Source organism: Frigoribacterium sp. VKM Ac-1396, assembly GCF_015350895.1.
Taxonomy (GTDB): Bacteria; Actinomycetota; Actinomycetes; order Actinomycetales; family Microbacteriaceae; genus Frigoribacterium.
In genome coordinates, this window is sequence record NZ_JADKSD010000001.1 from 1411849 (window position 1) to 1436535 (window position 24687).

Below are 24687 nucleotides of genomic sequence, written 5' to 3' on the forward strand. Positions count from 1 at the left end.
TCGTGGACGTGCCGTCGGTCGCCCGCGAGCTCGGCGTCGCGACCAACAACGCCCGGGCCGGCATCGAGCGGCTGGTCGACGACGGCATCGTCCGGCCGATCGGCGAGGCGCGACGGGGACGCCTGTACGAGGCGCCGGACGTGCTCGTCGCCCTCGACGCGTTCGCCGTGCGAGCCAAGCGCGGGCGAGGGTGAGGCGGGGCGCGACGACGGCGGTCTCGGGCATGACGACGGCGGTCTCGGACTCGACGACGGCGGTCTCGGGCATGACGACGGCGGTCTCGGACTCGACGACAGCGGTCTCGGACCGGGCGACGGCGGTCTCGGGCTCGGCTACGGCGGCCTCGGGCCGGGCGACGGCGGCCTCAGCCGGGCGCGCGGCTAGCGCTCGCGCACGACCAGCGACGACGCCGCGGTCACGAGTCGCCGCGGCAAGAACCGGTGCGCCTGGGCGCCGATCGCGTTGCCGAGCCCGCTGACGACGACGGCGCGGCGTCGACGCACGGCCTTCAGGGCCGCGGTGACGACCTGCTCGGGCGTCTGGCGCCCGCTCGTGAGGAAGTCCCGTCCGGTCGCGGCGAAGAACCCGGTCTCGGTCGCGCCGGGGCAGAGGGCCGTGACGGTGACGCCCGACCCGCGCACCTCGGCGTGCAGCGCCTCGCTGAACGAGAGCACGAACGCCTTCGTCGCCCCGTAGACGGCCATCGTCGGGATCGGCTGGAACGCCGCGGTCGACGCGACGTTCACGACCGTGCCCCGTCGGCGCTCGAGCATGCCCGGCAGCAGCGCGCGCGTCAGCGCGACCACCTGCGAGCAGTTGAGGTGCACCTGCGCCTGCTGCGCGTCGGCGTCGGCCTCGGCGAAGGCGCCGTGCGAGCCGACGCCCGCGTTGTTGACCAGCACGTCGATCGGGCGGTCGCCGACCGCGGCCAGCACGGTCTCGACACCCTCGGGCGTCGACAGGTCGGCGACCACCGTCGTGAACGTTCCGGAGGCGCGGGTCGCCACGAGCTCGGCCCTCACCTGCTCGAGGCGGTCGCCGCTGCGCGCGACGATCACCACGTCGTGGTCGGGAGCGAGCCGGCGGGCGAACTCGGCGCCGATGCCGCCGGAGGCTCCGGTGACGAGCGCGGTGGGCAGGGACGCGGTGTGTGCGGGCATGCGCCCATCCTGCCCGACGGGGTGCCGGCCCTCCGACGAGGTGGCACCACCGTCGCGTCGTGCGACACACGGCGTCATGCGACGACGCAAGACGTGACATGCGCTCGTGCTCCGCACCCGCGCCTCCTTATGCTCGGCGACACCCCGAACCGACCTGCGCCGGGCACCGCACCCGACACCCTGGAGCCCCCATGATCAGCCTCGAGCAGCTGACGAAGGTGTACGAGACCGGATCGCACGCCACGACCGTCCTCGACCGCGTCGACTTCACGGTCGACACCGGCGAGATCGCCGCCGTCGTCGGCCCGAGTGGCGCCGGCAAGAGCACCTTGGCTCAGTGCGTGACGCTGCTCGAACGACCGACCTCGGGCTCTGTCGTCGTCAACGGCGACGACCTGACCCGCCTCGGCGAGCGCGACCTCCGGGTCGCACGTCGACGGATCGGCACGGTGTTCCAGTCGGACGGTCTCTTCGGCCGTCGGACCGCCGCCCAGAACGTGGCCTTGCCGCTCGAGTACCTGGGCGTGACGAAGGCCGAGACGAAGCGACGCGTCGCCGAGCTGCTCGACCGGGTGGGACTCGGTCATCGAGCCGACGCCCGGCCGCACGAACTCTCGGGCGGCCAACGGCAGCGCGTCGGCATCGCCCGGGCCCTCGCCCTGCGCCCCAGCGTGCTGCTCTCGGACGAGGCGACGTCGGGCCTCGACCCCGCCTCGACCACCTCGATCGTCGACCTGCTGCGCGAGCTGCGTGACGACCTCGGCCTGTCGATTCTGTTCGTCACCCACGAGATGGACACCGTGCTGCAGATCGCCGACACGGTCGCCCGCCTCGACCACGGACGCATCGTCGAACGGGGCCGCGTGCTCGACCTGCTGCGCGACCCCTCGTCGGCGCTCGGCGCGGCGCTGCGGCCGACCCGGCCGGCCGCCACGGCCCCCGACGGTACGAGCACCTGGCGGCTCGACTACGTGTCGGTCGACGTCCCGACCGACTGGCCGACCACGCTCGGATCGGCCCTGGGCTCGCCTGTCTCGTTGCTCGGCGCCTCGATCGAGACCCTGGGAGGCGCGACCGTCGGCCACGCGACCGTCGCCGTCCCCGAGGCGGTCGCCTCGCGCCTGCCCGGGGTCGCCGCCGCACTCGGGCTCACCGCCCGCGCGCTCGACCCGGCCGGCGTGTCGGCCCCCACGTCCGTGCCGGCCCCCACATCCGCGCCCGTGCTCGCCCCCGCATCCGAATCCGCATCCGCATCCGCATCCGCATCCGCGCCCACCACCGCCCCCGCGCCCGAACAGGAGCTCGTCCGATGAACGTCGTCATCACCGTCGACCCGATCGCGACGGCCGTTCTCGCGACGGGTACGAGCCCGTCGTCCGCGTACGACAACTCGGTGCCGTTGGCGCAGATCCCCGCCCTGGTGCTGCCCGCACTCGGCGACACGTTCGTGATGGTCGGCATCGTGATGGCGATCGTCGTGCTGGTCGGCGTGCCGCTCGGAGCGCTGGTGCACAACCTCGGCCCTGCCGGCCTCGTTCCGAACGCGCCGGTGCACACGGCGCTCAGCGCCGTGATCAGCATCGGACGATCCCTGCCGTTCTTGATCTTGATGGCGTCGATCGTCCCGTTCACCCGGTTCGTGACCGGCACCAACATCGGGATCGCCGCCGCGGTGGTGCCGATGTCGATCGCCGGCATCGCGTTCTTCACCCGCATCGTCGAGAACTCGTTGCGCAGCGTGCCGAGCGACCGGGTGCGCGTGGCGACCGCGAGCGGGGCGTCCCGCCTGCAGATCGTCCGCACCGCCCAGCTGTCCGAGGCACTGCCGGGCCTGATCGGGGGTTTCACGATCAACACGATCGCGATGATCGAGTACTCGGCCATCGCCGGCACGATCGGCGCCGGGGGCATCGGCTACGTCGCCGTCACCTACGGTTACCAGCGCTTCGACCACACCGTGATGATCGTCACGATCGTGCTGCTCGTCGCGACGGTCGCGGCCGTGCAACTGCTCGGCGACCTCGCCGTCCGGGCCACGAGCCCCGAACCGGTCCGTCGACGCCGCTGGTGGCGCCGGCGCGTGACCGACCTGCCTCCGGTGGCGGCCGCGGTCTGAGCCGCGCAGCGCCTCCTCGTCCCGTCCCGACGGTCCCGTCCCGACGCTCTCGCACCGCACCTCCTCGCCCCCCTGCGGTCTCGCACCGCGCCTCCCGCCCGCAGGCGCCGCCTGCCTCCCCCCGAAGGACAGCCATGCCCGAGAACACGCCCACCCCCTCACCCGAGACCGCGCCCGCCACGGTCGACCACGGCTTCGAGCTGAAGCGTCGACGCCGCTGGCCCTGGATCGCCGGAGGCGCGGTGGCGGTCGTCGCCGTCGCCGTCGCCGCCGCGATCGTCGTGCCCCTGACGTCACCCGCCGGGCCGGCCGTCGCCGAGGCCGGAGCCACCTTGACCGTCGCCACCGCCGAGGGCAACGCGTCCGAGCAGGCCCTCGTGCAGTTCGTCGCCGACGAGGTCGCCCCGAAGTACGGCATCACCGTCGCCTTCAAGGGCCTGAGCGACAGCAACACGATCAACCGGGCCGTCAGCGAGGGCGAGATCGCCGGCACGGTCTATCAGCACGAACTCTGGTTGAGCCAGGTGCTGGCCTCGAACCCGGACTTCAGGGAGGAAGCGGCGACGCCGGTGTTCCGCTGGGGCTTCGGCCTCTGGTCGTCGAAATACACCGACCCGAGCCAGCTGCCCGACGGTGCGACGGTGTCGCTGTACTCCGACCCGGCCAACGAGGCCCAGGGGCTCTGGGTGCTCGAGCGCGCCGGCCTCATCACGCTGAAGGACGGCGTCGACAAGGCCCACGCCACCCAGGACGACATCGCCTCGAACCCGAAGGATCTGCAGTTCTCCCTGCTCGACTTCGCCGCGCAGTCGCGGGCCCTGCCCGACCTCGACGCAGCCGTCGGCTACACCGAGTACTACCTCGCCGCCGGCGTGCCGATCGAGCAGCAGATCTTCGCCCCCGCCCCACCCGACGAGTTCGCCGGCCAGCTCACCATCGGCAGCGACTACGCCGACGAGGAGAACGTGAAGAAGCTCGTCGCCGCCTTCCAGGACCCGGCCGTGCAGGAGTTCCTCGCGACCGACCCGCGCGTGAAGGGCATCTTGCTGCCGCTCGACGCGGAGTAGGTCGCGCAGGGCGCGCTGCGCCGGCCCGCTGCGCCGGGGCGCTGCGCCGCCGCCCCGTGTCGCACCACGAACTGAACATCGCACCGCGCACATGCGTGGTGCGATGTTCAGTTGATGGTGCAACACAGCCACGGGTCAGGCGAGCACGACCTCCCAGGCGCGGGCGGAGGGCCAGAGCGCGTGACGGGGCAGCACGTCGGGGCCGCAGGCGCGCGAGCCGAGCCCGTGCTGTGCGTCGTCGAGGTAGAGGTGCAGCGCCGTCGGCTCGGGCAACTCGTGGGGGTGCGCGGCGAGTGCGACCTGCTGCGCCGTGTGCCTCGCCAGCTGGAACCCGCAGCGGTGGCCCGACCCGTCGGGCACGGTCGTCACCGACAGCACCGGGCCCCGCGCCGCACCGGCACCGTCCGACACCCCAGCACCCGCCGAAGCACCACCCGAACGCCCGAGCGTCAGCGACCGCAGCCCCGGTCGGTGCCCGGTCTCCTGCGGACGGGCGTACTCGACCGAGAGCCCTTCGACGCTCGAGGTGAACCGGCCGACCCCGGACGCGGCCGCACTGTCGGCGTACGACTCCGCGGGCCCGGTGCCGAACCACTCGACTGGCCACGACGCGATCGACAGCGGCAGGTCGAGCCGCACGCCGACGCGGGGCCAGGTGCAGTCCCACGGGCCGAACGGCACCACCTCGGTGCGCAGCAGCACCCCGTCGGCGGTCGAGGTCCAGCGGTGGGTCACGTCGACGCCGGTGCCGGTGTGCGCGGCCGAGACGCGCACGCACTGCTCGAGGCCGTGCTCCGAACGCGACGCCGACACCACACGGTGGACGAGGCGGTGCAGTCCCCGATCGTGCCAGCGCTCCGCCGACGGCGGGGTCTCTTCGGCGCCGAGCCCGTGGGTCAACTCGGGCTCGGCGAGCTCGTACGAGCCCTGCCCGGCACCGCGGTCGTTGTCGGTGGGCGCGCGCCACAGCTCGAGCCGGGGGCCCGCCACGGGCAGTCCGTGCCACGACGTCAGCGCCCCTCGGGCGTCGAAGGTGAGCGCGCCGAGCGCGTCGCCCCGCCACCCTCCGGAGGCGCGGGTGCGGACGGCCGGACGACTCGCGACGAGCACCTGGTCGCGCCCGAGCACGTGGCCCGCGTCCGCCCACGGCAGGTCGTGGCGGGTGCTCACGGCGACCGTGAGGTGGGCCTCGTGGACGCGGGCGGCCTCGCCTGCCGCGCGCGCCTCCTGCGGGAGGTCGACCGTCGTGGTCGCCTGGGCCTTGACGCTCGGCACGTCGAGGGTGCCCGAGGCCACGGCGTGCCCGTCGTGCTCGAGGGTCCAGGTGAACACGACGTCGTCGGTCGAGACGCCGTGCCGACGGTTCTCGACCGTCAGGGTGCGCGCGCCGTCGCCGATGCGCACCCGGACCGGGGTGATCACGGCCGAGAACTCGGCGAGGGCCGGCGTGGGGGTGCCGTCCGAGAGCAGCAGGCCGTCCATGACGAACTGGCCGTCGTGCACGACCTCGCCGAAGTCGCCGCCGTAGGCGAAGTACGGCGTCCCGTCGGGGGTGCGGGTGGCGATGCCGTGGTCGCGCCACTCCCAGACGAAGCCCCCGTGCAGGCTCGGCCAGCGGTCGACGGCAGCCTCGTAGTCGGCGAACGAGCCCGGGCCGTTGCCCATCGCGTGGCCGTACTCACAGAGCACGAACGGCTTCTGCCGCTGTCGGGCACCCTGGGCGCCCTCGGTCTCGTGGATCGTCGTGGCCGGCTCACCGCAGACCGACGCGATCTCTTCGAGCGTCGGGTACATGCGCGAGTAGACGTCGGTGTACTCGCCGGCCAGGTCGCCCTCGTAATGCACCGGCCGGGTGGCGTCGCGCCCGTGCAGCCAGGTCGCCATGGCGGCGAGGTTGCGCCCCGTGCCCGACTCGTTGCCGAGCGACCACATCACGATGCTCGGGTGGTTCTTGTCGCGTTCGACCGTGCGGGCGATCCGGTCGAGGTAGGCGTCGCGCCAGGCGGGGTCGTCGCTGGGGTTGCCGCGCCACTCGACGTCCCAGAAGCCGTGGGTCTCGAGGTCGCACTCGAGCACGACCCAGAAGCCGTACTCGTCGGCCAGGTCGAGGAGGCGCGGGTGCGGCGGGTAGTGCGCGGTGCGGATCGCGTTGACGTTGGCCCGCTTCATCAGCTCGAGGTCGGCACGCGCCTCGGCCTCGTCGAAGACGCGTCCGCGCACCGGGTGGGACTCGTGCCGGTTCACCCCGCGGAACGTCACGCGGCGACCGTTGACCGAGAAGACGTCGCCCTCGACGAGCACCGTGCGGAACCCGACGCGCAGCGACACGGTCTCGCCCGGCGACGACACGGTGGCGTCGTAGAGGTGGGGCCGTTCGGCGCTCCACGGCTCGACGGCGGGCAGGTCGACGGGCGCGACGTCGTCGGGCGTCGCCCACCGGACGTCGACGCCGAGAGCCGGCACGCGCACGGTCACCGGGAACGCGCCGACGACCTCGAGGTCGAGCCGTCCGGCGCCCGTGACGTGGTCGTACGAGGCCCGCAGGTCGACGTCGTCGAGGGCGTCGACGGGGCGCGCGACCAGCGTCACGCTGCGGAACACACCCGGCAGCCACCACATGTCCTGGTCCTCGAGGTAGCTCGCCGCCGACCACTGGTTCACGCGCACCGCGAGGTGATTGACGCCCTCGAGCAACGCGTCGGTGACGTCGAACTCGGTGGCCAGCCGGCTGCCCGTCGTCCAGCCCAGCTCGACGCCGTTCAGCCACACGGTGGCGAGGCCGTCGATCCCGTCGAAGCGCAGCAGCACGCGCCGCGCGCCGCGGAACCCCGCGGGCACCACGAAGGTACGGCGGTGCTCGCCCGTGGGGTTCTCGTCGGGCACGTGTGGCGGGTCGATCGGGAACGGGTACTGCAGGTTCGTGTAGATCGGCGACCCGTGCCCGTGCAGCACCCAGTGCGAGGGCACCGGCAGCTCGTCCCAGTCGGAGTCGTCGAGCTCGGGGTCCGCGACCTCGGGCACCCGGGCCTCGTCGTCGACGGGAGCCTCGGGCAACAGCCGGAACCGCCACGGCCCGTCGAGCGAATGGGTCGGGGCGTCGCTGTGCAGCCACGAGCGGGGGGCGAGCCGTGAGGCGGAACCGGGGGCGACGTCGTCGAGGTGGGTCATGGTGCTCTCTGTGGTGGGGGACGGTCGGCGGCCGGAGGAGGCGCGGGTGGGAGGAGGCGCGGATGGGGTGAGCCGCGGAAGGGCCGGGAGGCGCGGGGCGGTCAGAGCGCGCCCAGCGCCTCCCGGTCCGCGACGATCGTGACACGGGGGTGACGCCGCAGCAGCGAAGCGGGCACCGACTCGGTCACCGGGCCCTGCAGGGCCGCGGCGAGCGCCGCGGCTTTCGTGCGCCCGCGCGCGACCAGCAGCACCTGCCGGGCCGCCATGATCGTGGCGAGACCCTGCGTGATCGCGTGCGACGGGACGGCCCGGGCGTCGCCGCCGAAGTAGCGGGCGTTGTCGAGGCGGGTGCGGTCGGCCAGCTCGACCACGCGGCTGGTGCCGTCGAAGGGCGAACCGGGCTCGTTGAAGCCGAGGTGCCCGTTGGCGCCGATGCCGACGACCTGCAGCCCGACACCGCCGAGCTCGGCGATGCGCCTCTCGTGCGCGTCGGCGGCGAGGGCCGCGTCGACGGCGTCGGCGGACGACCCGTCGGGCACGACGACCCGGTCGTCGTCGATGCCGAGCGGCCGGGCGATGCGGTCACGCACGAACGTGCGGTAGCTCTCGGGGTGGTCGGCCTCGAGCCCGACGTACTCGTCGAGGGCGACGAGGGTCAGGCCGCAGGTGCGCAGGCCGTCCTGACGGCGCAGCACGAGCTCGGCGTAGAGCGGCTCGGGCGACGAGCCGGTCGCCACGCCGAGCACGCCCCGGGGCTCGGCACGCACGAAGGCGGCGACGACCTCGGCCGCGTGCTGGCCGAGCTCGTCGGCACCCGAGACCGCGACGACCTCGGGGCCGACGACGGCCTCGGTCACTTCAGCGCCCCCTTGGCGATGTCGCCGATGAACTGCTTGGCGCCGATCAGGAACACGATGATCAGCGGCAGCACGGCGAGCAGGGCACCGGCCATGACCATGCCGTAGTCCTTGCCGTGGGCGCTGTTCAGCTGGCTCATCGCGACCTGGAGCGTCAGCGTGCCCGGGTCGTTCAGCACGATGAGGGGCCAGAGGTAGTCGTTCCACGACGCGATGAAGGTGAAGACGCCCAAGAAGCCGAGACCCGGGCGGATCAGCGGGATGCAGACCGTCAGGTACTGACGGAAGAACCCGGCACCGTCGATCTTGGCGGCGTCGATCAGCTCGTCGGGCACGCTCGACACGATGTACTGGCGCAGCCAGAAGATGCCGAAGGCGTTGGCCGCGGCGGGCACGATCAGGGCCTGCAGCTGACCGACCCACCCGAGGTTGATCATCGTGATGAACTGCGGGATCACGCTGAGCTGCGCGGGCAGCATGAAGGTGACGAGCAGCAGGGTGAAGAGCAGCTTGCGGCCCGGGAACGAGAACTTCGCGAAGGTGAAGGCCGCGATCGAGTCGAAGAACAGCACGAGCGCCGTGACCGAGACGGCCACGATCACCGTGTTGAGCAGCGAGCCGCCGAAGTCGATGGTCTGGAACACCGCACGGATGTTGTCGAACAGGTGCGTGCCGGGCACGAGCACGGGCGGCGACTTGTAGATGTCGCTCGTGGTGTTGCTCGCCATGACCACGAGCCAGTACAGCGGGAACAGCGAGACCACGGCGCCGAGCGCGAGCAGGGCGTGCAGCACACCCCGAGAGGTCGGCACCTTCGCGCCGCGACCGGCGACCCGGCCCCGACGCTGCCTCGGGTCGTCGTTCGCGGTGGCGTCGACGACCTCGGCCGTCACGCCCCGGGCGGCGTTCACGATCGTGCTCATCGCGCGACCACCTTCTCGCGCGGGGCGACGGGATCGACGTCCACGGGCTTCTCCTTCTTGCCCGACCCCAGCCGCCAGTTGATGATCACGAAGATCACGACCAGCAGGAACACGGCCCAGGCGATGGCGGCTCCGTAGCCGAAGCGGTTGTAGTTGAAGGCCTGTTGGTAGAAGTACAGGACCGTCGTGAGGCCGGCTTGACCCGCGCCTCCTGAGTTGGGGTTCGTCGTCGACGACGACGCCGTCAGCACCTGGGCCTCGGTGAAGCTCTGCAGGCCGGTGATCGTCGAGACCACGAGCACGAACAGGATCGTGGGTCGCAGCAGCGGCAACGTGATCGACCAGAAGCTGCGGATCACCCCCGCACCGTCGAGCTTGGCGGCCTCGTACACCTCGCCGCTGATCGACTGCATGCCGGCCAGGAACAGGATGGCGTTGTAGCCGGTCCACTGGTAGGTGATCAGCACGGCGATGGTGACCTGGATCGCCCAGGGGGTCGACAGCCAGGCCACGCCGTCGAAGCCGAGTGCCCGGAGGCCGGCGTTCAGCAGCCCGAAGCTGTCGCCGAAGATCGAACCGAACAGCACCGCCATCGCCACGACCGAGGTGACGTTCGGCACGAAGAACGCGATGCGGTAGAACGTGCCGAACCGCTTCGCCGAGTTGAGCATGGCCGCCACGATCACGGCGATGACCATCATCGGGAAGGTCGACAGGGCGAAGATGATCAGCGTGTTCTTGATCGACAGCCAGAAGGTCTGGTCGGCGACCAAGGCCCTGAAGTTGTCGAGGCCGACCCACTCGGGCGAGCCGAGGCCGTTCCAGTCCTGGAACGACAGCACCAGCGAGTACACCGCCGGGAACAGCCCGAAGATCGCGAAGAGCACGAAGAACGGCGCGATGGCGACGTAGTAGGGCCAGCTCTTGCGCAGCCCCGCCCGGGAGCGCGCCGCCGGGCGCGCTCCCGGGCTCAGCACGGTGGGGATCACTACTCGGCGGCCTTCAGTGCGGCCTCGCCGGCCGAGACCGCGTCCTTCCACGCCTGGTCGGGGTCCTTGCCGAGCGACTGCACGTTCTGCAGCTCGGTCATGTAGGGCGCCGCGACCTGGTTGTCGAACGGGCTGGTGTAGGCGGTGGGCATGTCGGCCGCGGCCTGGGCGAAGACCTCGACGGTCGACTGGCCACCGAAGAACTCGTCGCCGGCGGTCAGCTCGGGTGCGCTGTAGGCGGCCGTCGCCGAGGGGAAGATGCCCTTGTCCTGGTAGGCGACGATCTGGTTCTGCTCGCTGAGGATGTCCTTGATGACGGCGAAGGCGGCCTCGGGGTCGTCGGTGCCCTCAGGGATCGTCAAGAACGAGCCACCGATGTTGGCCGGGCCACCGGGCATCGGGGCGACGCGCCAGTCGCCCGACGTGTCGGCAGTGGCGCTCTTGATGTCGGCCTGGTACCAGGCGGCACCGAGCAGCGTGGGCAGCGAACCGCCCGTGATCGCGGCCGCCCAGTCGGGGCTGCCGTCGGTGAGGCCTGCGGTCAGGCCCTTCTCCTCGGCCTCGACCGCGCGGTCCCAGGCTTCTTTGATCTCGGGGCTGTCGCCGGTGAAGTCGCCGTCCTCGTCGACGAACTTGACCGTGCCCTGGCCGACCGACTTCGTGAAGACGTCGCCCATGTCGACCTCGAGGCTGGCACCGGTGGCGGCCTTGAGCTTCTCGCCGAAGGCGAAGTAGTCGTCCCAGGTCGAGGTCGCGGCGGCGACGTCGGCGGGCTCGGACGGCAGCCCGGCGCCGGCGAGCACGTCGGCTCGGTAGTAGAGCGCCGTCGGCCCGATGTCGATCGGGATGCCGATCAGCTTGCCGTCGGGGGTCGTGGCCTCGTTGAGCTTCCAGGCCGGGAACTGGTCGGCGATGTCCTTCGCCCCGAGGTCGTTCAGGTCGGTGAAGAGGTCGGACTCGCTGAGGAAGTACGGCATGTCCTCGCCCTTGACACCGCTGACGGCGGGCAGGCCGGTGCGACCGGTGAAGGTGGTGACGAGCTTCTGCTTGAAGTCGCCGCCGATCGTCGACACCTTGATGGGCGTCGTCTCGTCGACGCTCGACAGGACCTTGTCGCTCAGGCCGTCGGGCCAGATCCAGACGTCGGTCTCGCCAGTGCTCGAGCCCCCGCTCGAACCGGCGCACGAGGCGAGCAGAGGGGTGATCAGGGCCAGCGCGGCGACGGTGCCGGCGAGCTTGCCGACGCGACGTCGGGTGGGGTGTGCCATGGGGTCTCTCAATCGGGAGGGGGCCGAATCGGGGGAAGGGGAAGAACGGGTGCGGGTCAGGAGAAGAACGTCGTGCCGGTCTCGCCCCGGTCGTGGAGGGCGTCGAGCACGAAGTCGTAGCGGCCGGGTTCGGCCGCGTCGGGGTGAGCGCCGAGCCAGTCGGCGAGCTCGTCCAGCCGGGGGGCGCCCGAGGCACCACCCGGCCGGGAGACGGTGACGCCGGCCACGAGGCAGGCGAAGTCGACGCGCTGCAGCAGCGTCCACGCGGGGTTCGAGCCGGCCACGGCGAGCGCGGCGCCGAAGACGTCGCCGGCCCCGGTGGCATCGACGGCGCGCACCCGCAACGGGGCGCGCTGCACCTCGGCACCGGTGGCCGAGTCGACCGCGACGACCCCGGCCGAGCCCGAGGTGACGACGCTGAGCGGCACGCGCTCGCCGAGGCGGCGTGCGGCGTCGACCGCCGAGTCGGTGCCGGTGTAGGCCATGGCCTCGAGGTGGTTCGGCATGAAGGCGTGGCAGTCGTCGAGCTGGTCGAGCAGGGACGGGTCCCAGCGCTCGGACGGGTCCCAGCCGACGTCGGCGAAGACGCGGGTGCCCTGGGCGGTGGCCCGCGCGATCCAGGTGCTGCGCGCCTCCTCGAGGTGCACGAGGGCGACGGCGGCGGCGGGCACCACGTCGGGCACCAGGGCGTCCGACCCGATCGGAGCGGGCGTGCCGCCGGTGACCAGCGCGCGGTCGTCGCCGTAGCCGAGGGACGCCGTGACGGGCAGGGCCCAGCCGGGCACGGTGACGAGGTGCGACAGGTCGACGCCCTCGGCGGCCAAGGAGGCGCGGGTCATGGTCGAGAACGTGTCGCCACCGATGGCGGCCGCGATCGAGGTGGGAACGCCCAGGCGGGCGCCCACCAGGGCGAAGTTGGCGATGCCGCCGGGGCCGGCCCCGAACGACGAGGTCCAGACCTCGTGACCGAGCACGGGCGCACCGGGCAGGTCGCCGAACACCACGTCGGCGAACAGCTGACCCACGACGAGCATGCCGGCGAGGGCGTCGCTCTCGGCGGGTGGGGCGGTGCGGGGTGCGGTCTGCACGGGGTCCTCCTCGGTGGGATCGACGTCGACGTCGACCCGTGAGACGTTTCTAGCCCATGTGCGCACAAATGTGAATGTTTTTGTTTGTTACAAGTTTGTTTCTGCTCGATTTTGCGCGCTAGTGTTCGAATCATGAAAGACGTCCGAGAACTGTTGATCCTCGATCGACTGCGTTCCGTCCGCGCCGCGACGGTCAGCGACCTCGCCGTCGCGACGAGCACGAGCGAGGCGACGATCCGCCGCGACCTGCAGCGCCTCGACCAGGCCGGCGTGCTGCGCCGCACGCACGGCGGCGCCGTGCTGGTCGAGGCCGACGCCCCGTTCGCCGAGGTCGAGCAGGTGAACCGCGGCGCGAAGGAGCGGATCGCCGCAGCCGCGGCCGCCCAGGTGCTCGACGGGCAGTCGGTCGTGCTCGACATCGGCACGACCACGCTGCACGTGGCCGAGCACCTGCGGGGCCGCGAGGTGACCGTGATCACCGCGAGCATCGCCGTCTTCGACCTGCTGCGCGACGACCGCGCGGTGCAGCTGATCCTGCTGCCGGGCGACTGGGATCCGGTCTACCGCTCGGTGTCGGGCCCGCTCACCGCGGAGAGCCTGCGTCTGCTGCACGCCGACCACGCCTTCATGGGCGTCAGCGGCATCGCCGACAACGGCGACCTGCGCGACACGACCATGAGCCAGGTGCCGATCAAGCGCGCCATGGCCGAGGTGAGCGACCGGGCCACCGTGCTCGCCGACTCGAGCAAGTTCCCGGGCGCCGGCGCCGGCCGTGTCGCCCCCAGCGCGTCGTTGACGCAGCTGATCACCGAATCGCTGCCGCACGAGAACGTCTCGGCGGCACTGGCACGCAAGGGAGTGACGGTGACCGTCGCATGAAGCTGACCATCCTGGGCGGGGGCGGATTCCGCGTCCCGCTCGTCTACTCGGCGCTGCTGCGCGACCACGCCGACGGGCGGGTGACCTCGGTCGCCCTCTACGACACCGACGCCGTGAGGCTCTCGGCGGTCGCCCGGGTGCTGCGGGAGCAAGCGCTCGCCCACGCCGACGCCCCCGAGGTGTCGTTGCACACCGACCTCGACGACGCCCTGCGCGGTGCCGACTTCGTCTTCTCGGCCATCCGCGTCGGGGGCATGTCGGGCCGCTCGTGCGACGAGCGCATCGGCCTCTCGCACGGCGTCATCGGTCAAGAGACGGTGGGCTACGGCGGCATCTCGTACGCCCTGCGCACCCTGCCCGTCGTGATGGACCTCGCCGAGCGGGTCAAGGCGCTGGCGCCCGACGCGTTCGTGATCAACTTCACGAACCCGGCCGGCGTCGTCACCGAGGCCATGTCGCGGGTGCTGGGCGATCGCGTCATCGGCATCTGCGACTCCCCCATCGGCCTGGCCCGACGGGTGCTCGGCGCCCTCGACATCAGGGTGCCGGACGACGCCTTCGACACGGTCACCATCGACTACGCCGGCCTCAACCACCTGGGCTGGCTGCGCGGCCTCGCCGTCGACGGGGTCGACGTGCTGCCCCGGCTGTTCGACCAGCCCGAGCGCATCGAGACCTTCGAAGAGGGCAAGCTGTTCGGCGCCGACTGGGTGACCGAGCTCGGTGCGGTGCCCAACGAGTACCTGCACTACTACTACTTCACCCGCGACGTCCTGCACGCGGACCAGCTGGCCGTGCAGACCCGCGGCGGCTACCTCGTCGACCAGCAGGCGCGGTTCTACGACGAACTCGCCGCGGGGCAGGGCTCGGCCCTGGCCCTCTGGGAGCGCACCCGGCTCGAACGCGAGACGACCTACATGGCCACCAACCGCCAGTCGGCCGGCATGGGCGACCGCGACGAGGACGACCTCGTGTCGGGTGGCTACGAGCACGTCGCCCTCGCCCTGATGCGCGGGATCGCCTACGACCAGAGCGCACGGCTCATCCTGAACGTGCGCAACGGCGGCACCCTGCCCGAGCTCGACGCGGACGCCGTGGTCGAGGTGCCCTGCGTCGTCGACGCGACCGGCGCCCACCCGGTGCCCGGCACGTCGCTGCCGGCCTTCGGCGTCGGGCTCGTCACCAACGCCAAGTACGTCGAGCGCCAGACCATCGAGGCCGGCGTCGGCGGGTCGAAGGCCGCCGCGGTGCGCGCCCTCGCGAACCACCCACTGGTCGACTCCGTGACCGTGGCACGGTCACTGCTCGGCGACGCGATGGCGACGTTCCCGGCACTCGACTACCTGCGCTGAGCGGCGGCCCCTCGACGCCGGCCGCACCCGCGCCTCCTGCACTCCCCCTTCTGCCCCTCTGATCCCGGCACGGACGCCGGGAGCCCCACCCCGTGAGGACATCACCGTGCACCAGAACCAGAAACTCGTCGAAGAGCGCATCGAGCGCGTCCTGAACGAGCGCATCACCCCCGCCGTCCACTCGGCGACCACCCCCGTCTCGTTGCGCGCCTGGCAGGTGCCCGACGAGCCGGTGCCCGCCGCCGAGGCGCTCGCGCAGCGGTACGAACCGTTCGAGATCGGCCAACCGTGGGGACGCGCCTGGTCGACCTGGTGGTTCGAGGTGACCGGCGAGGTGCCGGCCGACTGGGCCGGTCGCACCGTCGAGCTCGTCGTCGACCCCGGATTCATCGGCGACTGGCCGGGCAACCAGGCCGAGTGCCTGGTGCACACCCCGGACGGCGTGCCGGTCAAGGGCATCCACCCGCGCAACACCTACGTCCGCCTGCACGACGAGGCCGCCGGGGGTGAGGCCGTGCACTTCTTCGTCGAGGCCGCCGGCAACCCCGACATCCTGGTGAACGAGTTCGTGCCGACCGCCTACGGCGAGAAGTCGACCGCGCCGGCCGAACCCATCTACCGGTTCCGCACCGCGCAGCTGGCCGTCTTCGAGCACGAGGTCTGGGGCCTGCGCTTCGACGTCGAGGTGCTCTACCAGATGATGAAGGAGCTGCACCAGGACGACCCGCGCCGCCACGAGGTGCTGCGCGCCCTCGAACATTCGCTCGACGTGCTGCGCCTCGACGACATCGTCGGCACCGCGGCAGCCGCCCGCGAGGTGCTCGCCCCGGTGCTCGCGAGCCCGGCCGTGCCGAGTGCCCACACCCTGAGCGGCATCGGCCACGCCCACATCGACAGCGCCTGGCTCTGGCCGATCCGCGAGACCAAGCGCAAGACGGCCCGCACCTTCTCGAACGTGCTGACCCTCGCGAAGCAGTACCCCGACTTCCGCTTCGCCTGCTCGTCGGCGCAGCAGTACCAGTGGGTGAAGGAGAACTACCCGACCGTCTTCGAGGGCATCAAGCAAGCCATCGCCGACGGCACCTGGTATCCGGTCGGCTCCCAGTGGATCGAGCCCGACGGCAACCTGCCGGGCGGTGAGGCCATGGTGCGTCAGATCACCCACGGCCTGCGCTTCTTCGCCGACGAGCTCGGCGTCGAGACCCACGGCGTCTGGCTGCCCGACTCGTTCGGCTACACCGCGTCGTTCCCGCAGATCGCGAGACTCGCGGGCCTCGAGTGGTTCCTGACGCAGAAGCTGTCGTGGAACCAGACCAACACGTTCCCGCACCACACCTTCTGGTGGGAGGGCATCGACGGCTCGCGAGTGTTCACGCACTTCCCGCCGATCGACACCTACAACTCGACCCTCGAAGCCGAAGAACTGCACCACGCCGTGCGGCAGTTCCGCGAGAAGGGTGCCGCGACGCGGTCGCTCGTCCCCTTCGGCTACGGCGACGGAGGCGGTGGTCCGATCCGCGAGATGATGGAGCGCCAGCGTCGCGTCAAGGACCTCGAGGGCTCGCCCCGGGTCGAGATCGAGCACCCCGACGACTTCTTCGCCAAGGCCCGGGCCGAGTACGAGGACGCCCCCGTCTGGGTCGGCGAGCTCTACCTCGAACTGCACCGCGGCACCTTCACCTCGCACGCCCGCGAGAAACGCGGCAACCGCGAGGCGGAGCACCGCCTGCGCGAGGCCGAGCTGTGGTGGACCACCGCGGCCGTCCGAACCGGGGCCGACTACCCGTACGCGGCGCTCGACCGGCTGTGGAAGCTCACCCTGCTGCAGCAGTTCCACGACATCCTGCCGGGGTCGTCGATCGCCTGGGTGCACCGCGAGAACGAGGACGACTACCGTCGCAGCCTCGCCGAGCTCGACCTGCTGATCGAGGAGGCGCTGGTGGCGGTGGCCGCGACCGGCAGCGTCGTCAACGCGGCCGGCCACGACCGCGTGGCCCTGGTCGAGGACGCGTCGGGTGCGGCGGCCGCCCTCGTCGCGGTGCCCGGGTCGGGCGTCGCGCCGCTGGTCGCCGTGGACGCGACCTCGCCCGTGGTGGCGACCCGCGCCTCCTCGGGGAGTGCGACGGTCGCGAACGGCCTCGTGCGCATCGTCGTCGACGAGCGCGGCCTGATCACCTCGATCGTCGACCTGCGGCACGACCGCGAGCTGGTGCCCGCCGGCCGCGCCGCCAACCTGCTGCAGCTGCACGAGGACCTGCCGAACGCGTGGGACGCGTGGGACATCGACGCGCACTACCGCCACAGCCGCACCGACCTGGTCGAGGCCGACGCGGTCGAACTCGTCGAAGAGGGCCCCCTGCGCGTCACCGTGCGCGTCGAGCGCTCGTTCGGGCGGTCCCGGGTGGAGCAGTTCGTCTCGATCGTCGCCGACGACGCCCGCGTGCACGTCCGCACCGAGCTCGACTGGCACGAGGACGAGAAGCTGCTCAAGGCGAGCTTCCCGCTCGTGCTGCACGCCCAGCACCACAGCGCCGAGATCCAGTTCGGCCACGTCCGCCGCGCCACCCACACCAACACCTCGTGGGACGACGCCCGGTTCGAGGTGATGGCGCACCGCTGGGTGCACGTCGAAGAGCCCGGCTACGGCGTCGGCCTGACGAACTCGGGCAGCTACGGCCACGACATCACCCGCTCGGTCGGCGAGACCGGCGAGGTCGAGACCGAGGTGCGCGTCAGCCTCGTGCGCGCGGCCCGCAGCCCCGACCCCGTGCAGGACGTCGGCCACCACCGCTTCGACTACGCACTCGTGCCGGGCGCGACCGTCGACGAGGTCGTCCGCGCGGGGTACGAGCAGAACCTGCCCGTGCGCGTGGTCGGCGCCGGACGCGGAGGGGCGGCGTTCGTCCTCGGCGCGGGTGCCGGGAGCACGGCGGGTGCGGGCACGGCGGATGCCGGGACGGGTGCTCCTGCGGCGGCGGCCGACTCGACGACGCCGGCGCCCTCGGCGGCCGAGGGGCTCGTGTCGCTCTCGGGCGAGCAGGTGCGCATCGAGTCGCTCAAGCTGGCCGACGACGAGTCGGGCGACGTGGTCGTGCGGCTCTACGAATCGACCGGCGCCCGGGCCGTCACCCGGTTCGACGCGCACTTCGACGTGACCCGCGTGGCCGAGGTCGACGTGCTCGAGCGTCCGCTGACCGACGGCATGCCGAGCGCGCTGCGCTTCGCGCCCGACGCGACCGGTGCCGACCTCACCCTGCGCCCGTTCCAGGTCGTGACGCTGCGCCTGCACCGCGCCTGACCGGCCCGGCCTGCGATCGCGACCCGCGCCTCCTGCCCCCTGAACCGGCCGGAGGCGCGGGTCGTCACTGTGGAAGGGACGGCGGTCGGCCCGTCCGGCGCCCCTCTCGGAGGTGACGAGTGAACGACCGGATGTCAGCCTGCACACCGGACGATGCCCGCTCGTCCGGGCTCTCGTTCGAGATCGCCTCGTCGATGGCGGCGAGTGTCTCGTCGACGACGTCCTCGGCGTCCCTCAGCCCCCAGGCCGCGGCTTCGTCGACGAGGTCGTCCCTCGTGATCGCGGCATGGGGGTAGACGCCGTTGACCGACAGCGCCATGCGGCCGTCGAGGTCGGGGCGGTGAGCCAAGGGGACCATGTCGTACACGGGGGCCATCGACATCTCGTCGTCGAGAGGATGCACGATCGACAGATTCTTGCCGTGCATGTCGAGGTTTCCGACGGCGACGGCGAGGACGGTGGCTCGCAACAGTCGACGGAGCGAGGCGGTGTCACCCGTCGGCCCGAAGATCTCGGCGATGCGGCGGAGGCTCATCTGGCCTGTTCCGCGCTCTTGGTACTTGCCACCGACGGAGACCCCGAGGGCCTGGTTCATGTCCTCTTGATGGAGCCGTCCCTGCGGCATGTCGTCCGAGCGGTCGTAGCGCTCGACGACGAGGCCGGTGATGGACCCGAAGTCTTCGATGTGGGTGTCGTAGTCGAGCAGATCGAGTGCCCGGGCGAGACGGGAGCCGTACTCTTCGTCGTAGATGACATGGGGGTCGTCGCGCGGTTCGGGCTTGATGAGATGCGTCGAGGGATATCCGTCGAGCACTTGATGCCAGTGACCGTCGATCGACGCGACCACCGCTTTGGCCTGGACACCGGCCAGGGACGACTTGCCCTGGAGGGGCTTGTTTCCGAGGGGTTGGGCCGAGAGGTCGGAGAGCATGACCTCGAGCTCGCCACGGGTCAGGCGTTCCGAGGTCGGCGTGCGGGGCTCGGTGGGGTCGTCAGGGTCCCAGATCTGCACCGCACCGGCGACGTCCCGACCGTATCGGCGCAGCAGTCCGATCGTGTCCGACGTCGTCACCTTCGCCCGCTGAGCCAGGTCGTCGAGCGAGGAGCCCTCGGGAAGCAAGCCTGCGAAGAAATTGCGTCGTCGTTCGGCTCGCCCACGCGGCTGACGAGGGAGCAACGGGACGGCCGCGCTGAGGATCGTCGATCCGAGCTCGAAGTGCTCGAAGGCGTCGCTGGAGGGAGCGAAATCGAACGAGCGCCAGTCGGTTCCGACGAGTGTTCCGACCCGATTGCCGTACAGCTCGACCACCAGGTCAGCCACGCGGAGGCTCTCCGTCGATCTCGATCGACATGGTCGCCCCCGTCGCCCGCATGATCTCGAACAGTCGTAGGGCGTACTTGGTCGGCTTGCCGGACTCCATCTCGTGGATGTATCGCTGTGACACCCCGAGCTGTGATGCGAGTTCGCGTTGACTCACGCCCCGGATCAGTCGGCCCTGCTGCAACATCTGGCCCAGTTGTTCGGCACTACGGATGCGCCCACGTAACGTCGCCATGCTGCCGCTCCTGTCGTCTGATGATGATTTACGCATCATCCTGCCTGACTACTTTTTCGTCGTCAAGACTGCTGATGATGAATTCCTCATCGCCGACACTCCCCGAGGGTCAGCCGGCGGGGGCGACGACGACGTCGACGCCGGCCGCCGCGAACTCGGCCAGCGCCTCGGCCGTCGCGGTGGCGTCGGTCACGAGGGTCCAGCCGTCGGGCAGCTCGGCCCGGGCGTGGAAGGTCGCGCGGCCGAGCTTCGACCCGTCGGCCAGCACGTAGACGCGATCGGACTGCCGGCACATCAGCTCTTTGAGGCGGGTCTGCACGAGATCGGCCTCGACCACGTGGCCCGAGGCGAGCACGCCGTCCGCCCCGAGAAAGACCCGGTCGAAGGTCATGCGCTCGAGGGCGGCCTCGGCCAGCGGGCCGACGAAGCCCTGGCTGGCGGGGCGCAGCGTGCCGCCGAGGCACTCGAGGTGGATGCCGTCCGAGTCGGCGAGCTGCTGGATGACGGCGATCGAGGTGGTGGCGACCGTCGCGACCAGACCCGAGCGCGCCTCCCGGGCCAAGGCCGCGACCGACGACCCCGCGTCGAACAGCAGGGTCTCGCCGTCGCGGACGAGCGTGCGGGCGTGGCGAGCGATCTCGGCCTTCGCCACCCCGGCCTCGCGGTTGCGCTGGCGGAAGGTCGGTTCGGCACCGGGGGCGCCGAGCGGCATGGCCCCGCCGTAGGTGCGGGCGATCTCGCCCTGGCGGGTCAGCTCGGCCAGGTCACGTCGGATCGTCGACGGGGTCACCTCGAAGCGGCGGCTGAGCTCGTCGACGCTCGCCAGCCCGGTGGTGTGGGCCAGCTCGACGATGTCGCGGCGTCGCTCTCGCGCGGTGGTGCTCATGCGGTGACCGTCCTGATCGTGGGGCGGGCTCAGGCCGACGGCGCTCCGACCCGGGCCGCGTCGGCCGGGCTGGGCGACATCTCGACCGCCTGGCGCAACGCCTCGATCATGCTACCGACCGCGACGACGCCGGTGCCGGCGATGTCGAAGGCCGTGCCGTGGTCGACCGAGGTGCGGATCACGGGCAGCCCGACGGTGATGTTGACGCCGGCCTCGATGCCGAGCACCTTGACGGGGCCGTGGCCCTGGTCGTGGTACATCGCCACGATGAGGTCGTAGTCGCCACGACCGCCGAGGAAGAACGCGGTGTCGGCGGGCAGCGGCCCGACGGCGCGGATGCCGTCGGCCTGCAGCACCTCGATCGCGGGGGTGATCTTCTCGGCCTCTTCTCCGTAGCCGAACAGGCCGTTCTCGCCGGCGTGCGGGTTGATGGCGCAGACGCCGATGCGCGGGTCGTCGACGCCCGCCCGGCGCAGGGCCTCCCAGCCGCGGCGCACGGTGCGCTCGACCAGGCCCGGCTCGATCTTGGCGATGGCGTCGATCAGCCCGATGTGCGTGGTCACGTGGATGACCTTGATCTTGGGCGTCGAGAGCATCATCGACACCTCGCCGACGCCCATGAAGTGGGCGAGCAGCTCGGTGTGGCCGGGGAACACGTGGCCGGCCTCGTGCAGCGCGGCCTTGTTCAGCGGCGCCGTGCAGATGCCCTGCACGAGCCCCGCCATGCCGAGCTCGCACGCGATGCGGATGTACTCGTACGCCGCGTGGCCCGCCTCGGCCGACACGGCCCCCCAGGGCAGGTCGGCCGAGAGCAGGTGCGGGTCGACGACGTTGATGCGGCCGGGCGTGAACACGGCGTCGGCCGGGCCGTCCACCTCGACGATCTCGGCCTCGACCCCGAGGGCCGCCGCGCCGAGCCGCAGTCGGTGCGCGTCGCCGACGACCACGGGGCGGGCGTCGCGGTAGGCGGCCTCGTCGAGCAGGGCGCCGACGGTGACCTCCGGCCCGACGCCGGCGCCGTCACCCATCGTGACGGCGATGAAGGGCCGGGTGTCGAGGGTGGTCGTGGTCATGGGGTTCTCCGTTTCGTGGGGGCGCCGGACGCGGCCGACTCCGGTGAGGTCATGGGGGTCGACGGCGGTGCGCGTGCGGCGCACCAGGTCGACGAGGTCGGCGAGCACGGTCGACCCGCCGAAGCTGCCGGGCTTGGTGGCGACCAGTCGGTCGTCGTCGGTGCGGCTGAGCACGGCACCGTGCTCGACCTGCGCGAGCGGCCGCAGGGTGGTCGTGGCGAGCCGGTCGAGGACGGCCCGCGCGGTCTCGCCACCGGTCAGCACGAGGTCGACCTCGACGTCGGCGGCGACGCGCGCGACGACGGCGGCGAGCGCGACCGACGCGGCGGCCGGGTCGGCCAGGCGACGCCCGGTGACGGCGAGCACGGCGAGGGGCGAGAGGGCCAAGGAGGCGCGGGCCGCGTCGACGAGGTCGCCCGCGTCGTCCGCCGGGTCGAGCACGTGCACGTCCGCACCGGTCGCGGCGAGCACGTCGACGTGGCCCCGGGCCACCTCGGCGGCCGAACCGACCACGACGAGCACGGGCCGCTCGGGGCCGACCCACCCGCGGGGCCCGGCGTCGCCGGAGGTGCCCAGGTCGCCCCCGGGCTCGACCGAGGGTGCGACGGCGTCGGCCAGGGCCGCGGCGAGTGCCGCGCTGCCGGCCAGGGCGACGGGTCGGCGCGAGCCGGGCCGATCCGCGAGCCGGAGCACGGCGTCGACCACGGCCGCGAGGTCGGCGTCGGTCTCGGCGTCGACGAAGGCGAGCGGCCCTCCGACGAGCGCGTCGTGGAGGCACCCGGCGAACGCGGTCGGGCCCGAGCGCACGACGTCGAGGCCGACGAGCACCGTCGGGTGGTCGACCAGGTCGTCGAGGCCCGAGGGGGCGCGGCGCGGTTCGAGGTGCCAGAGCCCGCTCTCGGCGAGCGGTCGACCGTCGACCAGGGGCCGTCCGTCGACGACGGTGCGGCCGAGCGCGGGCAGCGCCCCGGCGACGACGACGTCGTACCCGCGGGCGGCGAGGGCCTCGAGCTCGGGCCCGACGTGACCGCGCCAGAGCGAGTCGGTCTTCTTCAGGACGAGGGTGCCGACCGGCAGGGGCAGCGCGTCGATCGCGACCCGCGCCTCCTCGGCGGTGCCCGCTCGGGTGCCGAGGTCGACGACCGTCACGGGCGCCGGCGGGCCCGTGGGCACGCCGAGCGAGACCGTGGTCTCGTGGCCGCGCAGCCGGAACTGCTCGGCGGTCTCGGCGGCGCCGGACAGGTCGTCGGCGATGACGGTGATCGGGGTCATGATGCGGTCATCCTGACACGGCTGCGCGTTTCGCGCCAGCAGTCTTGCGCGGAACGCGCAGTGGTGGCACAGTGTCCCTCAGCCCGGACGAGGGCCTCGCAGCGCTGCGGTACCGGGCGTCGGTCGACCTCGTCGAACCCTTGGATCGAGAGGTCGATGATGACCGTTCCGTTCGCGGACCACGAGATGTCGCGCCGCACCCTGCTGAGATGGGGTGCCGCGGCCGGCCTCTTCGTGACCACCACCAGCCTTGCCGGCTGCGCCGGTCCGACCGGCCTGCCGGGCCCGGGCACGCTGACGCTGGCCCTCAACCGCTCGCTGGTCAGCCTCGACAACAAGCTGAACCAGTTCGACGCCGCCGTCACCGTGCAGCGTGCCGTGCGCCAGGCGCTCACGCGCATCGGCCCCGACATCACCCCCGAGCTCGTGCTCGCCGAGTCCTTCGAGCCGACCAGCGACACGCAGTGGACCGTCCGGCTGCGCGAGGGCGTCCGCTACTCGGACGGCACGCCGGTCACGGTCGACGACGTCGCCACGGCCCTGCAGATGTACGAACAGGTGCAGGGCTCGTTCGTGGCCAGCTTCTTCCCCGAGTTCCCGACCGTGACCGCGATCGACGAGCGCACCTTCACGCTCGACTCGTCGCAGCCGATCCCCGTGCTCGACGCCCTGATGAGCAACATCCTGATCACCCCGGCGGCGGCCAACAAGCCGGAAGAGCTGCAGGACGGCGTGGGCAGCGGCCCGTTCGTCGTCACGCGCTTCAACCGCGGCGCCGGCACCTACAGCCTCACGCGCAACGAGCAGTACTGGGGCGAGGCACCGGGCGTCGAGCGGGTCGAGGTGAGGTTCTTGCCCGAGGAGTCCAGCCGCGTCATCGCCCTGCGCAGCGGCGAGGTCGACGTGATCGACTCGATCACCCCCGACTCGGCGACGCAGCTGCAGGGCCTGCCCGGCATCGCGCTCGACGAGGCGTCGAGCCTGCGCATCAACCAGATCTTCTTCAACTTCCGCAAGCCCGAGGGGCACCCGTTGGCCGACGCCCGGGTGCGCGAGGCGCTCAGCCACGCGATCGACGGCCGCGCCCTGGTGCGCGACGTGCTGACCGACTCGGTGACGCAGGCCGACGGCGTCGTGCCGTCGAGCCTGCTCGGCTACGCGAAGACCGGCGAGTACACCTACGACCCCGACCTGGCCCGCAGCACGCTCGCCGAGCTCGGCGCGAGCGACCTCACCTTGCGCATCATCTGGGAGACCGGCGAGTTCGCCGGTGACACCTTCATCATGGAGGCCCTCGTCGAGATGTTCGGCGCGATCGGCGTGCGGACCACCCTGCAGCAGTTCGAGCCGGGCGGCGACATCCTGCAGTGGCGTCAGGGCAAGGCCGGCGACTGGGACCTGCTCGGCAACGGCTTCTCGGCCCCCACCGGCTTGGCGCTGACCATCTTGCAGGGCATGTACGCGGGCACCGCCGAGAAGGAGCAGACCCGCGACACCTACCAGGGCTACGTGAAGCCCGACGTCACCGAGGCCATCGCGCGGGCCTCCACCGAGCCCGACGCGACCCTGCGCCAGCAGCGGCTCGCCGAGGCGCAGCAGGCGGCGTGGGACACCTGGCCGTGCGCCTGGGCCTTCGTCCCCAAGTCGGTGCTCGCCCGCCGCGAGCGCGTCGAGGGCCTCGAGCTGGCGTCGTCGAACTCGTACCCGCTCTCGACCGTCCGACTGGGGGCCTGAC

Annotated in this window: 18 protein-coding genes and 1 pseudogene; 8 read left to right on the forward strand and 11 right to left on the reverse strand. The window is 71.9% G+C overall.

Annotated elements, in window-relative coordinates; all coding sequences use genetic code 11:
* A pseudogene (locus tag ITJ55_RS06555) lies at positions 1 to 194 on the forward strand (Fic family protein); the annotation flags it as partial.
* 186 nt (positions 195 to 380) lie between these two features.
* Here ITJ55_RS06555 and ITJ55_RS06560 read toward each other — a convergent pair.
* Complete coding sequence (locus tag ITJ55_RS06560) at positions 381 to 1160, reverse strand: SDR family oxidoreductase (RefSeq protein WP_194594575.1); 780 nt, start codon at positions 1158 to 1160, stop codon at positions 381 to 383.
* Between the two features lie 191 nt (positions 1161 to 1351).
* Between ITJ55_RS06560 and ITJ55_RS06565 the strand changes: the two genes are divergently transcribed.
* The 3 genes from ITJ55_RS06565 to ITJ55_RS06575 all read left to right on the forward strand — a co-directional run bounded on the left by ITJ55_RS06565 (position 1352) and on the right by ITJ55_RS06575 (position 4343).
* Positions 1352 to 2473 (forward strand): methionine ABC transporter ATP-binding protein, encoded by a 1122-nt coding sequence (locus ITJ55_RS06565; RefSeq protein ID WP_194594576.1) that lies wholly within the window; start codon positions 1352 to 1354, stop codon positions 2471 to 2473.
* Positions 2470 to 3276, forward strand: coding sequence for a methionine ABC transporter permease (locus tag ITJ55_RS06570; RefSeq protein WP_194594577.1), 807 nt, complete (start codon positions 2470 to 2472; stop codon positions 3274 to 3276). The genes ITJ55_RS06565 and ITJ55_RS06570 overlap by 4 nt, the downstream gene beginning before the upstream one ends.
* A 134-nt stretch (positions 3277 to 3410) precedes the next feature.
* Positions 3411 to 4343, forward strand: coding sequence for a MetQ/NlpA family ABC transporter substrate-binding protein (locus tag ITJ55_RS06575; RefSeq protein WP_194594578.1), 933 nt, complete (start codon positions 3411 to 3413; stop codon positions 4341 to 4343).
* Positions 4344 to 4478: 135 nt separating this feature from the next.
* On the opposite strand, the gene ITJ55_RS06580 is transcribed toward ITJ55_RS06575, so the two are convergent.
* The 6 genes from ITJ55_RS06580 to ITJ55_RS06605 all read right to left on the reverse strand — a co-directional run bounded on the left by ITJ55_RS06580 (position 4479) and on the right by ITJ55_RS06605 (position 12636).
* Entirely contained in the window at positions 4479 to 7511 is a 3033-nt protein-coding gene (locus tag ITJ55_RS06580) for a glycoside hydrolase family 2 TIM barrel-domain containing protein (RefSeq protein ID WP_194594579.1), read from the reverse strand.
* A gap of 101 nt (positions 7512 to 7612) precedes the next feature.
* Positions 7613 to 8368 (reverse strand): glucosamine-6-phosphate deaminase, encoded by a 756-nt coding sequence (locus ITJ55_RS06585; protein WP_194594580.1) that lies wholly within the window; start codon positions 8366 to 8368, stop codon positions 7613 to 7615.
* Positions 8365 to 9291, reverse strand: a complete 927-nt coding sequence (locus ITJ55_RS06590) for a carbohydrate ABC transporter permease (protein ID WP_194594581.1) — start codon at positions 9289 to 9291, stop codon at positions 8365 to 8367. The genes ITJ55_RS06585 and ITJ55_RS06590 overlap by 4 nt, the downstream gene beginning before the upstream one ends.
* Entirely contained in the window at positions 9288 to 10280 is a 993-nt protein-coding gene (locus ITJ55_RS06595) for a carbohydrate ABC transporter permease (RefSeq protein ID WP_194594582.1), read from the reverse strand. The genes ITJ55_RS06590 and ITJ55_RS06595 overlap by 4 nt, the downstream gene beginning before the upstream one ends.
* Positions 10280 to 11548: an ABC transporter substrate-binding protein gene (locus ITJ55_RS06600; protein WP_194594583.1), complete on the reverse strand. Its 1269-nt coding sequence runs from the start codon at positions 11546 to 11548 to the stop codon at positions 10280 to 10282. The genes ITJ55_RS06595 and ITJ55_RS06600 overlap by 1 nt, the downstream gene beginning before the upstream one ends.
* Positions 11549 to 11604: 56 nt before the next feature.
* Positions 11605 to 12636, reverse strand: coding sequence for a carbohydrate kinase family protein (locus ITJ55_RS06605; protein ID WP_370544051.1), 1032 nt, complete (start codon positions 12634 to 12636; stop codon positions 11605 to 11607).
* 132 nt (positions 12637 to 12768) lie between these two features.
* Between ITJ55_RS06605 and ITJ55_RS06610 the strand changes: the two genes are divergently transcribed.
* The 3 genes from ITJ55_RS06610 to ITJ55_RS06620 all read left to right on the forward strand — a co-directional run bounded on the left by ITJ55_RS06610 (position 12769) and on the right by ITJ55_RS06620 (position 18165).
* A complete protein-coding gene (locus tag ITJ55_RS06610; RefSeq protein WP_228497573.1) occupies positions 12769 to 13515 on the forward strand; it encodes a DeoR/GlpR family DNA-binding transcription regulator in 747 nt (248 codons plus the stop codon).
* Positions 13512 to 14867, forward strand: coding sequence for a 6-phospho-beta-glucosidase (locus tag ITJ55_RS06615; RefSeq protein ID WP_194594584.1), 1356 nt, complete (start codon positions 13512 to 13514; stop codon positions 14865 to 14867). The genes ITJ55_RS06610 and ITJ55_RS06615 overlap by 4 nt, the downstream gene beginning before the upstream one ends.
* A 106-nt stretch (positions 14868 to 14973) precedes the next feature.
* A complete protein-coding gene (locus ITJ55_RS06620; RefSeq protein WP_194594585.1) occupies positions 14974 to 18165 on the forward strand; it encodes a glycoside hydrolase family 38 C-terminal domain-containing protein in 3192 nt (1063 codons plus the stop codon).
* Positions 18166 to 18229: 64 nt separating this feature from the next.
* On the opposite strand, the gene ITJ55_RS06625 is transcribed toward ITJ55_RS06620, so the two are convergent.
* The 4 genes from ITJ55_RS06625 to pdxA all read right to left on the reverse strand — a co-directional run bounded on the left by ITJ55_RS06625 (position 18230) and on the right by pdxA (position 22952).
* Entirely contained in the window at positions 18230 to 19486 is a 1257-nt protein-coding gene (locus ITJ55_RS06625) for a HipA domain-containing protein (protein ID WP_194594586.1), read from the reverse strand.
* Complete coding sequence (locus ITJ55_RS06630; RefSeq protein ID WP_370544052.1) at positions 19479 to 19760, reverse strand: helix-turn-helix domain-containing protein; 282 nt, start codon at positions 19758 to 19760, stop codon at positions 19479 to 19481. Before ITJ55_RS06630 ends, ITJ55_RS06625 begins: the two co-directional genes overlap by 8 nt.
* Positions 19761 to 19830: 70 nt before the next feature.
* Positions 19831 to 20607, reverse strand: a complete 777-nt coding sequence (locus ITJ55_RS06635; protein WP_194594588.1) for a DeoR/GlpR family DNA-binding transcription regulator — start codon at positions 20605 to 20607, stop codon at positions 19831 to 19833.
* Between the two features lie 29 nt (positions 20608 to 20636).
* Positions 20637 to 22952 carry a 4-hydroxythreonine-4-phosphate dehydrogenase PdxA gene (pdxA, locus tag ITJ55_RS06640; RefSeq protein ID WP_194594589.1) on the reverse strand — a complete coding sequence of 772 codons (2316 nt, stop codon included), beginning with the start codon at positions 22950 to 22952 and terminating at the stop codon, positions 20637 to 20639.
* Between the two features lie 159 nt (positions 22953 to 23111).
* On the opposite strand from pdxA, the gene ITJ55_RS06645 reads away from it, so the two are divergent.
* Positions 23112 to 24686 carry an ABC transporter substrate-binding protein gene (locus tag ITJ55_RS06645; RefSeq protein WP_056259202.1) on the forward strand — a complete coding sequence of 525 codons (1575 nt, stop codon included), beginning with the start codon at positions 23112 to 23114 and terminating at the stop codon, positions 24684 to 24686.
* The last annotated feature ends 1 nt before the right edge of the window (position 24687 follow it).